7 protein-coding genes are annotated in these 14972 nt (G+C 54.1%); 4 read left to right on the top strand and 3 right to left on the bottom strand.

The features are described 5' to 3' along the window. Nucleotides 1–9 precede the first annotated feature (9 nt). A complete protein-coding gene (locus KJW29_RS28200) occupies nt 10–1458 on the bottom strand; it encodes an SWIM zinc finger family protein (protein WP_214627151.1) in 1449 nt (482 codons plus the stop codon). A 260-nt stretch (nt 1459–1718) separates the two neighbouring features. Here KJW29_RS28200 and KJW29_RS28195 point away from each other — a divergent pair, with 260 nt between their 5' ends. Together KJW29_RS28195 and KJW29_RS28190 are read left to right on the top strand one after the other, a co-directional pair. Beyond that, a complete protein-coding gene (locus KJW29_RS28195; RefSeq protein ID WP_187105200.1) occupies nt 1719–2627 on the top strand; it encodes an ATP-binding protein in 909 nt (302 codons plus the stop codon). Nucleotides 2628–2713: 86 nt separating this feature from the next. After that, complete coding sequence (locus tag KJW29_RS28190; protein WP_246608905.1) at nt 2714–3586, top strand: tetratricopeptide repeat protein; 873 nt, start codon at nt 2714–2716, stop codon at nt 3584–3586. Nucleotides 3587–3867: 281 nt separating this feature from the next. Here KJW29_RS28190 and ltrA read toward each other — a convergent pair whose 3' ends face one another. Beyond that, nucleotides 3868–5196, bottom strand: a complete 1329-nt coding sequence (ltrA, locus tag KJW29_RS28185; RefSeq protein WP_214625909.1) for a group II intron reverse transcriptase/maturase — start codon at nt 5194–5196, stop codon at nt 3868–3870. Nucleotides 5197–7250: 2054 nt separating this feature from the next. Here ltrA and KJW29_RS37025 point away from each other — a divergent pair. Continuing rightward, on the top strand, nt 7251–7457 hold the full coding sequence (locus KJW29_RS37025) for a DUF6199 family natural product biosynthesis protein (RefSeq protein WP_485020613.1): 207 nt from the start codon (nt 7251–7253) through the stop codon (nt 7455–7457). Between the two features lie 93 nt (nt 7458–7550). Further along, entirely contained in the window at nt 7551–8117 is a 567-nt protein-coding gene (locus KJW29_RS28180) for a nucleotidyltransferase domain-containing protein (RefSeq protein WP_343222689.1), read from the top strand. 131 nt (nt 8118–8248) lie between these two features. Here the strand turns inward: KJW29_RS28180 and KJW29_RS28175 are convergent, their stop codons facing one another. Further along, nucleotides 8249–14842: an S-layer homology domain-containing protein gene (locus KJW29_RS28175; protein WP_246608904.1), complete on the bottom strand. Its 6594-nt coding sequence runs from the start codon at nt 14840–14842 to the stop codon at nt 8249–8251. Between the last annotated feature and the right edge of the window lie 130 nt (nt 14843–14972).

Below are 14972 nucleotides of genomic sequence, written 5' to 3'. Positions count from 1 at the left end.
GCGTGCCTCCTAATACCAGAGTCGAATGATTCCAGCGTCATGAATAATGGATAAAGGCTGGGCGATAAGCCGCCCGGATTCCGGCAGATGGGCGAACAGCAGCAACATGGCAGCCCCCTCCATCTTTTCCTTCGGCAATAAACGCAGCAGCTCCGTTGTCCCCCGGCCGTATTTGGGCACATCGCCCAACTGCAGCATGCCGCCCGAACGATCGACGATGACGAATTCGCCATTTTCCGTCTCCCGCAAGCTCTCCACTGCTGCCAGAAGGACCGGCTGCTTGTTGCCAAGCGGGTTCTTCAGCTCGTTCTTGACGCGTTTTACCGCATCGGACAGCAGGGGCTCCGCCGTTTCGCGAGCCTTCGCGAGATGACTCTCCAAGGCCGGAGCCGACGTAACACCGTCGAAGCGGACACGCCGATTGACGGTGCCGGGATACACGTAAAGTTGCCCGACCGTCGCGACTTCGAAGAAGCTGTCCTCTTCCTTCATATGTTTAGCCGCTTTGTACGGCCTGTAGTTCATCGTCCGGTGGATCGCTCCGCCCTCTAGCTCCAGCCAGTATCCAGCGTCCACGAACTCCTGCCGCGCTGCATCGTCGTAGCTGATGAACGAGAGCTGGATGAGCTCGGTCCCCGTCTGAACAAGACCATGCTCCTGCAGCTCCGCGAGCTGCCAGGCATGACCCAGCCACTCCTCGATGGCGGACTCCGTGTCCGGCTTCAAGTCGGGGTCGGCTTGCTTTGCCGCGAGATAAGGCCGTCCCTTGCGAATGAGCGCATGGATCAGCGCAAGCTGCTCCACGGCTTCGCCGAACGACGCTTCCCGGCCTTCGGCTTCCTCCAGCAGCAGGGCGAGCTTGCGCAGCTCCGTCTGCGCCCCCGGCAAATAGTGGTTGCCGAGCGCGGTGACCTGCTCGCGAATATGTTTGATTCCCTTCTTATCTACGGTGGCAAGTCCGCTTCGAATCAAAGCGTTAACCAGCTTCTCGAGCAGGTCCAGCCCTTCGAGCTGAGCCGCGATCTTCTTTGCCAGCGCCGACTTGTTCACCTTCCTCGGATTGGCTGCTTCGCCGCTTGCTCCCTCCGCTTCGGCCTTGGCCTTCTGGACTTGGCGCTGCTCCGCCTTCTCTCGCTTGGCCTCCAGCTCCGCCGGCACTTCCGCTTCGGTGAACTCCCGCCCGCTGGTATAGGCGTACAACAACCCTAATCCATGCTTGCACGGAAATTGCCTGCTAGGGCAATTGCAGCGGAATACCGGCTTGTCGGCGACGACGAAGTCGGCCGAGCATTGATAACCCGAGCTGCCGCTCCCCGCGCAATCGCCGAACAACAGCACGCCGTCGGCGGAACGGCGCAGGTTCGACAGCTTGTTTTTTTTCACCAGATCGCGTCCGTTCTTGGCCGCAGCCAGATTGGGCGCCAGCGAATCTACAAATGCTTCCGTCAATGCAATCATCTCATGCGTCCTCCCTGGTCAAGTATGAACCAAAATCGAAATCTACTATATACGCCTAGACCCCATCTTATACCAAATTTTTGGCTGAACCAATGATGCTATATTCATAATTTTTTGATTATGACGGTTCGTGCGAAGCCATTCTCTGCGAAATTTGGTATGATAGAGCCAGAAGCTTACGCAGAGAGGGTGCATTCGACTTGTCCGATTACAATGATCAAGACGAGCTGGCCGCGCGCAGGCGCAATAAATTGAAATTGATGTCTTTCGATAGCGACGGCAAGAGCTTTGTGGAGTCCGAGAAACCCAAGGAGACGTTCGAAGACGTCGCCGGGCTCGAAGAGGTAAAGAAGAAGATCAGGCTAAACTTCATTCTCCCGCTCCAGCAGCCGGAGCTATTCAAGGCATACGGCCGCGAGGCGGGCGGCAGTCTGCTGCTGTTCGGCCCTCCGGGCTGCGGCAAGACCTTCCTCGCCCGGGCCGTCGCCGGGGAGATCGATGCCAGCTTCGTTCATATCGAGCTGCAAGCGATTTTGTCCATGTGGTCCGGCCAGAGCGAAAACAATCTGCATGATATATTCGAGAAGGCGCGCGAGAACAAGCCGTGCATCATCTTTATCGACGAGCTGGACGCGATGGGCGGCAGCCGCAACCAAATGCGTCAGCATCACGACCGGATGCTCGTTAACCAACTGCTGCTGGAGCTCGACGGCATTCGCGAGCAAAACGAGCAGGTATTTGTCATTGGCGCGACAAATACCCCGTGGTATCTGGATTCCGCGCTGCGCCGCCCTGGGCGCTTCAACCATCTTGTTTTCGTTCCGCCGCCGGAGGAGACTGAGCGGGAGACGATTCTGAAGCTCAAGCTGGAGGGCAAGCCGGTCCATTCGCTGGAGCTCGCCCGCATTGCGCGCGAGACGAAACACTTCTCCGGCGCCGATCTGGAGCAGATCGTAAAGGATGCCGTGGAAGCCGCGATGGAGCGCATGTTGAACTCCGGCAACCTGGAGCCCATCACGCAGGATGATCTCAAGCGAGCCGCCAAGAGCCGCAAGGCGACCACGCTGGAGTGGTTCTCCACCGCAAAAAATTACGCGACGTTCAGCGACGCCAATCAGGACTACCGAATCGTGCTCGACTATATGAAGGCGACCGGGCTTAAGCTCTAGACAGCTGTAGACAGCAGTTCTAGACAGCTCTAGACAGCTCTGGCTTTACGCCCGCGCGCCGCAAGGAAGGGATAGATGTGTCCTCCATGACCAACGCCGAAGCCATTGACGTCAGGTATAGCAGAATCAGCCATCTAATTGGCTTGAAGAGATACAAGGAAGCAACGGAGGAAGCGGAGGCTCTGCTGAGGGACGAACCCGAGGACGACCAAGCGTATGCCTTGCTCGCGCTTATTCATGTTCATACGGAGCAATACGACGCCGCCCTGCATTGGTCCAGCGAATCGCTGAAGCGCGATCCCGAGAACAGGCTCGCCTGGCTGGTCCGCACCAACGCTTACCATGACAGCGAAAAGCTCGACAAAGCGTTGGACGCCGCCACCGAGGGCATGCGCGTGGATCCTTACGAGCCTCATTATTATTTTATCCGGGCCAATATTTACTTGAAGCGAGGCAGGTATGCGGAGGCCAAGTCGTACATCGAGACCGCGCTGGACATCCGGCCGAACAATGCGGCTTACATGGCCAGCCTCTCCTATGCCGAGGCGCTCCTCGGCAACCACGCGGCTTCCCGCCAGCATGCGAGAGAAGCACTCAATCTGAGCGTGGAATCCGATACGACCTTCCTCATCCTGGCCTGGTCCGCGGAGCAGCGCGGCGACTACGAGGAGAACCTGAACATGCTGAAGGAAGCCATCCGGCTGGATCCCAATGACAAGCAGATTCGGGAAGCGTACATGGAAGGTCTGCAGAAGAGCTACAAGATGTACCGCATTCTGCTCGCACCGTTCACGCTGTTCAAGCGGATGAAGCCTTGGCAGGTGCTGGTCATTTGGCTTGGGGCCGCCATTATCTTCCGTCCGCTGCTCCTCATCTTCATTATCGTCTACGTGCTGACCCACTGGCTCACCAAGCTGCTCGTCCACGTCAAACTGTTTGGCTGGTCGTTCAAGAGATAGCTCTTGTCCACGTCTAACCGTTTGGCTGGTCGTTCAAGAGGTAGCTCTCGTCCCGCGCACGCAGTCTCTTCTCATCTATTTTCGTTCTACGGATGCGAATTGCCCTTACTGATGCTCCTCCATCACCATTTTTGCGAGAGTTCCCACGTAACGGACATGAATGACGTTATTCATCCGTTTTGCAAGGATTCTAAATTGTGTAGAGTAAAGGGCTGGGACTACCAGCCCCTCCTCATCAAACCGTACGTGCGGTTTTCCCGCATACGGCTTTCCGACGTTCTTCACCTTGCACAGTACGTACTCTTCCAGGTTGTGACGGATTGTAACCCTGCTTCCTTTAGCATCTTGAAGAATCCGGATTGACGCAGCCTCCACCTTTTAAACTTCTTCCGGCAGAAGATCATCAGCCTCTTACGGATATACCAGTCGATCTTGGCCAAAAAGCCATTGGCTAGGCCTTTGTCCGCTTTGGCATAATAGTTTCTCCACCCCACTATTTTCGGGTTGAGTACTGCGATGATCTCGCTGGTCATTTGCTTCAGTAGCGTTCGCGACGACGTGCATGCCTTTACTTTCGTCTTCATCTTCTTCATCGCTTTCTGCGACGGGAAGCACCGGAGAATTCGTGCCACTTTTCCCCCTTTGCGCATGACCGGCAGTCGACGAAAATGATGGCCGAGAAAGTCGAAGCCTTGATCGTCCTCCCACACATTCACCAGCTTGCTTTTCTCCGTATTCATGCTCAGCTCCAGTTTTGCGAATACAGCTTTCAATACCTGTATCGCTTCCAGCGCTTCTGCTTTTCGATGACATAGGATGACCAGATCGTCAGCGTAACGGACCAGCGTTCCGAGCTGCGTGTAGTTCCTCTCCCAGATCGTGTCCAGGTAGTTCAAGTAAATGTTAGCCAATAGCGGAGAAATGACGCCTCCTTGCGGGCTTCCGATGTCCGAAGCATAGAACTCGCCTTCTTTCATCACGCCTGCCGTCAGCCATCCGCGGAGAAGTTTCAGTACTTTCCGGTCGTTGACTCGTTGTTCGACGAGTGCCATCAGCTTCTCATGTGAGATGTTGTCAAAGTAGCCCCGAATGTCGACATCCACGACCCAATATACTCTCCCCTCGTTCGCCGTTGTCAGGATCTTTTGCAGCGCATCGTGCGCGCTGCGTTTCGGACGAAACCCATAGGAGAAGTCTTTGAAGTCGGCCTCGAAGATGCCTTCCAGTACGAGCTTTGTCGCCATCTGTACCAGTCGGTCTCTCACCGTCGGAATGCCGAGTGGTCTTGTCTTTCCATCATCTTTTGGAATATCTACTCGGCGTACCGGCGTTGGTCGATAGGTACCGTTTCTCAGTTGACCGCATGTCTCCGCGATAAACCGCTTCTCGCCATAGTCTTCGTTGATCGACTGGATCGTGATTTTGTCGACCCCGGCACTCCCTTTATTGGCCTTTACTCGCATCCACGCATAGGTCATGATGTCCTCGCGACTGATCTTGTCATACAGAGCATGGAACCGCCGTCCTGGCTTTTCCTTAGCTGCAAGGTAGAGGGTTCTTTGAAGTTCTCGAGCTTTTTCTTTGGCGTTGTTAGCCTTTGCGGCATTCACTCACTCTTACCTCCTTGGTTCCCATGAACGAAGTGGGGTATTGTCTTTCGACGCCCTTCCCTCCACAAGGTTATGTTGTCCTTGCTTCCTCGGTACTACGGCCCCCTCCGACTCCCTTCCCACCGCTAGCCACTTCACCTTTCAAGGCTTATAGGTTTGCTCGTTACGGCCCCTTGCTGCCGTGTGGGGGAGGGTCTCCCTAGTTCCGAACATAACTGTCTCCACATGCCGATCCCCATACACCGGAGGGTTCTTCCGTGCTGCTCCAAGTTCTGTGCACGTTCCATGGCCTTCGCCCGTCCGCTCAAGGCTCGGCTCCCTCTTGTCCCTTGCGGGTTCCTTTTGACGATGCGGCAGGATTCACTCGGATGTTACGGCCTGAGGGCTTGCTTCGCATGATTTTTTTTCATGCTTTTCGTAGGGCTTCAACCCATGAATTTCTCCATGACCTGCCTACTAGCTACGGGGCAGCTTGGCCTTTACCCCGGCTGAACTTTCATCAGCTAGTTATGCCCAGCTTGGCTAGGCGCACAACGGACATAGGCGACCTTATTCGCAACATTCGGGCCCTATTTTGCTTCATTCAGCCCAATAACGTCATACTTGTCCGTTACAATTCGTGTTCACCAAAAATGGCGCAATTAGCGTCACTGATGTCTGTTAGAGAGACAGGTCAGGCGCATCCTTGCCCAAGCTCGAGAAAAACGCCTGTCGGCGATCTTATTTGCCTCGTACGAAATCCACGCCCGGTTGCCGAAATTGTAATGGACATCAGCGACTCTTACAGCTTCAATTCAGAGGCATCCCACCCCATATGAGCTTCTAAAAGTCGCGTATGTCCGTAACACTCGCGGCTAACGAAAAACAGATGGCTAAGGATCTAGAATGTCCGTTACATTTCCACCCCACCCACCGGCACACCTCTCCGTTTTGAAGCTCACCGGGCGTTTTTGACATCCAATCGTTGCTTTTTAAGAGGGATTTTATAAACTCTATAATAATGAGAAAACCTCTAAACTCGGTCTCTCAAAGATGTTCGACCTCCAGCTATGCAAAGCAAATCCGCTTCGGAAGCATGAGGTGGGTTTAATCGCCAATAAAAATTTCATACCTCCTTCAAGCCCGGAAACTTATACATTTTCATGTGATAAATATGGGGAAAAGCTCCCTTTAATTGACTGCTCTTTCGTTTCTTCGGAGTGTTAGAAGGAAAAGCTCCCTCTAAATCAAGTGGACTAGAGGGCAGACGCCAATTGGATGGAGAATAGAGGGAGGATTTCCCTTTAAATCCATAAAATTCGGTATAGAAGCGAGATTAGAGGGGGATTTTCCCTTTATTCTCTTCATGACTTGCAATGACTGCAGCTTTCCTCCTACAGACACTATCGTTTTGGGGAAACGTATAGAGAACGTAACGGGCAGGATAGTTCCATCGGTCTCATTTTGGAGAAATGAGTATATAGTATGATTAGTGTCTTTGCTAAGCACCTGGAAAGGAGAAGGAAATGAAAAAGACAACCCATCTACTGTGGAGCTTTATTTTTCCGCTATCTTCAATTTTGTGGGGCTCTTTTTATCACGAAGGACACAGAGAATTTAATTTAGGTTTTCCATTTAAGTTTATTACCTATCACGGCCTGGAGACCCCTGACAGTAACATTCTTATTTTTAAACATTTTTTTTCATTAACCTCTTTCAGATTAGACATCTATCTAGTTTGTGTAGTAATTACCTATTATTCATTAAAGTTATTATTTAAATTGATAAAACGGATCACTTCACCTTCTTCATAAATAAAGCGAAGCATAGGGCTGCCATTAAGCACAGCATTTTGTACGCTGGCAGCGTATTGACTAGCCAATGACGATGAGTTGTTAATCAATAAATTATTGAGCTAACAGGAAACATTATTTGAATGATCCAGTAGCAGTTTGTCACAGCGGCAACTGCTTCTTATTTCATTGCTAGATAGCAGATTAGTTCAACATTTTCTTTCTCCTTGCAATGGCGAAGCGATAGACTGAAAGCAATTAGAAAATCAAGTGAGGTTCTTTATGATAGCCGAGATGATTTGTATTCTCTTGGGGCTACTTTTCGTTATTTTTCCAAGACGAATATGGTATATCAATCAATTTATGTTTCGTTTAAAAGAAGGCAAATTTGTTTTCGAATCTGAACCAGCAAATTCATTCGTATTATGGGTTAATCGCATTATTGGAGGTTTCTTTGTTATTGTTGGTTTGTTTTTTCTATTCAACTAACGGAGAAGTGCAGAATTAAGAAATTAAAAACTAGAAAAATATATGGGTGGGTTGGATTTGAGGACGGATATAAGTAATTGGATGCCACTATCTGTGTCGGAAATAAATAAAGTGTTTTCTGACATTCCGCTTCGGTGGATTATCGCTGGAGGTTGGGCTTTAGATTTGCATCTACGTAAGCAAACAAGGGAACATAGTGATATAGACATTATTATTACACGTGATGAGCAATTAATCGCTTATCAGTATTTAAAACGTGATTGGGTGTTATACAAGGCGGAGTATGGTAAGCTTGAACTTTGGGAAGATGGAGAGTACTTGAATTCGACAAATGACATATGGGTCAGCAAGAGCGATGAAACGCCTTGGGCTTTTCAGATTATGATAATTAATACCTACGAAAATTCTTGGATTTATAAGAGTGATAAATCAGTCAGAAGGCCAGTTGATGAAATTTTTTTGAGAACTGATGAAGGCATACCTTATTTGAGACCCGAAATCCAACTTCTTCATAAAGCAGGTGGTCCGCAAGTACGTGAAAAGGATTATAATGATTTCCAAACAATGCTTCCATCGCTTCTACCACAAGAAAAAGCATGGCTGAAATCTTCTTTAAACCGGCAATTTCCAGAAGGTCATACCTGGCTCAAATTTTTGTGAATTAATAATTTAATGCTTGTGGTTGCTCTTATCTAAACGGGTACGAAAGCGAAAAACTTGTTCATTTCCTCAAAAAAAGGGATGGTCCCCGCCGCCGCCAACCGCTCGGCCATGGGAACCATCCCTATTTGTTATTGAATCGCCAGCGTGATCATCTTGGCGATCTCGGCGCGCGTCACGTCCGCATGCGGATCGAAACGTCCATCGCCCTTGCCGCCTACGATACCCAGCGCTTGCGCGGCTTCGATCGCTTCGCGCGCCCACGGGGACGCCTCCGCGATGTCCACGAACGCCGTTTCGTCGCCGGCTGCCGCTTCATCCTCGTTCAGATAAGCGAACAGCCTCATGAGCACGACCGCGGCTTCCTCCCGGGTAATCGTCTCCTCCGGGCGGAAGCGACCGCCGTAGCCCGTTACCAGTCCCAGCTCCTGCGCTTTGTCCACGTATGCCGCATAATACTTGCCTGATGCGACATCCTGGAATTCGGATTGTCCGGCCTCAAGGCCCAGGAATCCGAGCGCCTTCACCGCGATAACCGCGAAGTCCGCGCGCGTCACGTCGCGGTCGGGAGCGTATCTCGTGCCGTCAATGCCCGTAATGGCATGCTTCGCGGTCAGCTTGCCGACGTAGTCCTTCGCCCAATGGCCGTCCATGTCGGCGAACGTCTTGCGATATTCCATCACGGCGTAACTCGAGAAGTGTTTCGTCCGGAAGATTACGGTGTTCCCCTTGAACGAACCGCCCATATAGTCGGCTCCGCCCGAGCCGTCCAGATAATAGACGCCGGCGTAGTCCGGATCCTTAGCCTTCGTCTCCTCGGCCGTCAGCGTACGCGTCACGATGACCTCTTCGCCGAACGATGAGATCGGCGTTTCCTTGCCGTCCGATCCAACGTAAACCATGGTCAGATCGTACACGATGCCCGTTCCGCGCAGCGCCTTGTCATCCTTAATGGCGTCGGCGACGGCATCTTCCGTCAGCTTTGTCTCCCCGATATCGACGCGCAGTCGTACAAAACCATTGCCTTCTCCCGCCTGCTGAGGAATCGCGCCGACCGGATATTCGACCGTTACGCGAGGCGTAACGACGCGAATGGTCTTGCCGCTTTCCAGCAAGGCTTCGATCGCTTCGGCAGACAGCTCCAATACAAGCTGTTCCCCCGAAGAAGTATCCGCCCGCAGCTGGATATCGACATATTTCCCTGCCGCGCTCTTAATCGCTTCACCTGCTTGAGTTTCGTTCACCTTAAAGACAGGGCTTCCGTCCGAAGCCTTGCCCGGCTTGACGGTAATGACGCCGTCCTTCGCGTCCGCGCCGCCTTCATTGCCGCCGCTTGTCGGAGGCGTACCCGTCCCCGGATTCGTGCCCGGATCCGTTCCCGGCTGCTCCGGAGCTTTGCCCGTGTAGAAGCGCCAGATGTCGGAGCGAGTACGGCCCTCGTAATCGTCTTCCGCTACGGCATACCATTCGTAGCTTGCGTCATGGGCCAAGCTTCCCCATGTCACCGACGCATTTTTACCGCTCTCCGTTGCTTGAGTATCGCCAATCTTCTGCTCCGTGTACACGCGAACGCCGAAGTAATCCGTCGCGACGCGCTTTGTCTCCGCGTCCAGATTCAGATCAAGCGAGAACTCGTCTTTGCTCGGGTACTCTGCGGGATCGTAGAAGTTGTAATCGTTCAACGTCGGCGAATATGTCTTGATATGCAGCTTGTCGTTCGCCATGTCGAACTGCATCAGCCTCATGTAGCCCTGGCCGCCATCCGGCCCGCCTTGATAATCGGCGAGCATTTGATACACTTTGCGATCGGCCTTGCCGTCACCGTCATCATCCACTTCGTCCGTCTTGAGCTCGGCATCGTGATAGTGGCCGGACAACGTGGCGAACACGTTAGGGTTCGGCAGCGCGACCTCCTCGTACACTTTGTCCGCGATCGGAGCGCGGTTGCCAGATACGAGCAAATATTCGTGCATTGCCAGAATCGCTTTGTGATTGGGATGAGCCTTCACGACCTGGTTCATCCATTCGATCTCTTCGTCGGCGAGGCCCCAGCCCATGTAGACGATAATAAAATCGTTGCCGCCAGCGGAGATAAGATCGTAGTGGCCCATGTTATTTTTGTAAGAACCTCCAAAGGTCGGCTGGTTCACGAAACGGTCTTCGCCGAACCACTTCCAGTACTCGTCGTACGTGCCCTTCTGATGGTCGACGTCATGATTGCCCGCCAGTACGCCGTACGGCACGCCCGCATCGTCAAGCACCTTCATGTTCGTGTCGGCTTCAATCCATTGATATTCCTGATCGGCTTCGTCGACGATATCGCCTGTGTGAATAACGTAGCGAATCTTCTGCTCGTCCAGATTATCGACGATCCACTTCACATTGTCGCGGTAATACTTGTGATACGTCTCCGAATAATACTGCGTATCGGACATCCAGACGAACGAGAAGTCGTATGGATCGTTCGATACCGGCAGCTCGTCCTGTACCATGAGCGCGATACGGTCCGAATCGCCGGAACCCTCGGCAGCCCGCTGACGATAAACGCCCGCCGCTACCTCCGCGCCCAGCTCGAAGTCTTCATTGCCCGCGATGACGGAATCCAGGATCATCCACTTCGCATCTGCCGAACTCCATGCGTACAAGCTAACCTTGCGTCCTTCCAGCGACTTGCCCTTCCAGCGAATGTCCACAAGATCGCTGTCCTTCACCGAGGCGTCCAGCGTTATCTCGAATCGCTGGTACGGGAATTGCTCCGTCGCGTCGTCGATGAGATACTTGCCGTCCTCGCTTCCGATCGCCTCGTAATCATCCGCCGTGAACGCCTTCTCGCCGCCCGGCACTTCCCGCTTCGGCGGCTCCGTATCGGACGCGCCGCGGTACCCTTGGAAGCCGGCCGACGCATTGGCGTCATAGTTGAAGCCGCGGAAGAACATGACGCGCATGAGATCGCCCAGCGGATCCTTCGCCTTGACGGTCAGCGTCGCCGCATTTCCGATATTGCCCGCATTGTGGAGCGGCGCGACAACCTCCGGCGCGGCTGGATTCTCTTCCGGCACTTCGAAGCTTACGGAAAACGAAGCCTCGTTGCCTGCTTTGTCGACAGCCTTCACGACAAAAGTATGGGCGCCTGGAGTCAACGCCGCCGAGGAGGTGGCGTAAGGAAGCGCGACGGACGTTCCGTCCAGCGTAGCCGTTGTAGCTTCCAGGCCCGCGATAGCATCCGTCACCAAGGCATCCAGATCGAATGCGCCGCGATACGTCTTGCCTTCCTCTACGGATGGCACAATGGAAGGAGCCGTATTATCCACCTTCACGTTGCGCGTCAAAGTTTCGTAATCGGGATGGCTCAGCGTCAATACGTGATCGCCGTCCTCGATGCCCGCCGTCTGCCAAACGTATGCCTTGGAAGCCAGCTTCTCGGCCTCAAGCGTGAACGTGAAGTCAAGGAATTCGTGCTTGCCCGCGCTGTCCCCCATCTTAAGCGATTGCTGCGGATTGCTGAAATTCGGATCGTACAGCTCCGTTCCGTCCGCCAGCACGAGACGAATATTCCGGATCTCGAAGTCGTCCTTGTTCTCTTCCGGACGATCGTCGAACGGTCCCGACTTGGAGCCGGCGTAGATCGAGAGCACGTTGCCCCCTTCCTTCAGGGAGTCCGCCGAGATCGGCACGGTCAGCGTCGACCAGCTGTCGATGGGATCCAGGAACGTATGAATAATTTCCCCGTCCGCTACGACCGCGTTTTTGAAATAATAATTGACGCCCTGCGTCTCGAAAGCGAAGAACGCTCCGCTCTCCAGAGCGGCATACGTGCCGCCGGACAACTCGTTGCCGTCGACGGACATTGTCAACTCGTTCCACGGCACGTCCTTGCCCGTTCCCCGCAGGATGAGATCCCCGGAGACGACTTCGTTCTCCTTCAGGTTAAGACGCAGATCGGACAGCTCGGGTCCTCCCGTTACGTCGACCCGCTTCGTGGCCGTCTTGACGGTATTCGTGCCGTCGGATACCTCGAAGTAATAGTCAATGTAATCGCGGCCGATCAACTCGGGGCTGAACAAAGTCTGGCGATACAACGAATCGTTGTAGCTCCGCTTTAGATAACGTTTTGTATAATCTTCCTTGCGATTGTCCTTGTAATACAGCGCCACCGTCTTGACGATGCGATCGTCTTTCGCGTCCGCGACGAGGTCGATGTTTCTCGACTGGTCGATCGTCGCGACTGTCGTCAAATCCGCAGCCGTTGGATTAACGTTGTCCGCCGGAACCCGAACCGGAATCGCCGGAATCTGCTCCGGCGCCACCTTGCCCGGCGTAGCGGATTCGAGACCCGCGCTGTATTTGATCATCGTGGTCGTGCCGTCCAGCGGGTATTTGTAGAAAATACCCATGTTCGCCTTCGTCTCTTCGTCGTTGTCATAATACGCGGACGAAATTTCGATGCCGCTGTTCGTCGCGATCACGATGCCGCGCTTGCCGCCGTTGGCCATGCCGTCGCTGTACATCCGGAAGAGATTGACGCCTTCCGTCAATCCGGCGTTGCCGTAGTTGGCGTTGAAATCGGCTGCCGTCGAAGCGCCGTTGTAGGCGTTGATGACCCAGAAGACGACCGTCTCGCCCGCCGGAATCACGACGTCTTCCTTGTCCGTCGGCCAAATAACGTCGGCGGATGGACCGGAATCCGTATACCGGTAATTCATGCGGTAATCCTTAAGGTTCACGGGACCGTCCGTGTTGTTGTACACTTCCACGAATTCGTAGCCGTCGCCGCTCCCCACGTTCGTCGAATCCGGCACAATCTCCGTAATCAGCAGCTCGGGCGCCGATTGCGGATCGAAGTCGCCGAGCTCCACCTTAACCTCGGTCTCTTCGGACGTCGTCCGGCCAAGGCCGTCCGCCGCTTCGATGTAATAATAGACCGCGTCCTCGACGAGTACCGAAGACGGAATAAGTCCCTTGAACTCGCCGCCCGAAGGATTCATGGGCACGCTGGCGTACGCGGATTGCGACTTCGTCCGGTAGAATACTTTGGCCTGAGGCGCCTCCGGACCGTCGGGATCCGTAACGTCGGCTGTGATTTCCAGGCCGCCGGCTACGAATGCATGCGAAATATTCGCGATAACCGGCGTCTCGTTCTCCGAGCCGTCCGGCAGATGAACCGGCACCGCCGGCGTCTGCTCGGCCGCTACCGTTCCCGGCGTCGCGGCAACCGTGCCGGGGTTCGGCAGCATGCGCATGCTTGCCGTACCGTCAAACGGGTACGAGTAGAAGATGCCCATGTTTTTCTTCGTTTGATCGTCATTCTGATAAGAAGCGACCACGATATCTTGTCCCAGCAGGTTCTTGACGATCAGGTCGCGGGCCGAGCCGTTGGCCATGCCGTCCACGGCTTCCGTCCGGAACAGATTCACGCCCACTTCCAGCGCCGTGCCGTAGTTGGCGTTGAAATCCGCCGCCGTCTTGGTCGACTGGTTGGCGGGATTCGTAATCCAGAGCACGATGGATTCCCCTTGCGGGATCACGACTTTGCCCTTCTCCGCCAACGGCCATGCCACGTCCCCGGCCGGCCCCTTGTCGGGATAGCGGTAGAAGAGGCCGTAGTTGGCGAAGTCGAGCTCTCTATCCGTATTGTTGTATACTTCTACGAATTCATAGGCGTCGCTGCTCACCGTCGAGCTTACGTTCTCGCTGTCCGGCACCAGCTCCGTAATCAAGACGGGCGGCACTTTGCCATAGTCAAAATCGTCCGTCTCCACGGCCACGTCGTAAGTGCGGGTGGTCGAGCTCGCTGTGCCGTCGGATGCTTCAATATAGTATTGAAGCAACGGCGAAGTCAGCGCAGACTTCGGAATCGCCGCGGCGAAGACGCCGTTATTCGCTACCATGCCGAGCTTCGCGAAGGCGCCCTCCAAGCCGTTCCGATAGTAGACGCTTGCCGTGACGGCAGCCGATTCGGGATCCTCGACGGTCGCCGTAATGAGCAGATCGGATTCGTAGGTCGCTTCCGTAACCGGCGCATGGCCGATAACCGGCGGCAGGTTGGGAGTCTGACCGTTGTCGGGCACCTGATCCGTCGTTACGGAGCCCGGCGTGGCAGCCAACATTCCCGGGCCATCCATCATGACCATAGCCGTGCTTCCATCTTTGGGATACGTATAAAAAATGCCCTTGTTCGGCTTTGTCTGATCATCGTTCTGATAGGATGAAGACGATACGACATTGCCTTCTCCGTCCTTAATGATCAAGTCGCGCGGAGCGCTGTTGCTCATGCCGCCTCCGCCATTGACGCGGAACAACGATACGCCTTCCGTCAAATGTACGCCGTACTCGCCATTGAAGTTGACCACGGGCTCCTTCGTGTTGTCCGCGTTCATGACCCAGAGCACGATCGTTCCGTACGCCGGGATGCTCGTCGCCGTGTCCGGCGAGGTAAGCGGCCATGGCGTCGTTTTTTCCCCTTTGTCGTCGATGTAATGATAGATTAGCGAGTAATCCCGGAAGTCGACCGGGGCATCGCTGTTATTATAAACTTCGATAAATTCGTACCCGTCCGTGGCTTTTTCGACGCCCGGCAGATTACTGGAATCCGGCACGAGCTCCGTAATCATCAGCTTGGGGGCATCCGGCGCCGCGCTTGCCGGCGCAGGAGCCGGAACGGCACCGAGCAGCAGCGTCGCCGCCGTCGCTCCCGACAGCCATTTTTTCCAATGTCTCGCATTCATTGCTTTCACGATCCTACACGCTCCCAATCGTTATCGTAATGTTGCTTCATATCTCTCGTAGGCTTGTTCGTAAATATATTGATCCAGCCCCATCGCTTCCAGCCTCGACACATAGGTCTTCCACTCGCCT

It is taken from the genome of Paenibacillus agaridevorans (genome assembly GCF_018604145.1).
In the GTDB taxonomy this organism is placed as follows: Bacteria; Bacillota; Bacilli; order Paenibacillales; family Paenibacillaceae; genus Pristimantibacillus; species Pristimantibacillus agaridevorans.
This window is presented reverse-complemented; position numbering and strand designations above follow the sequence as displayed.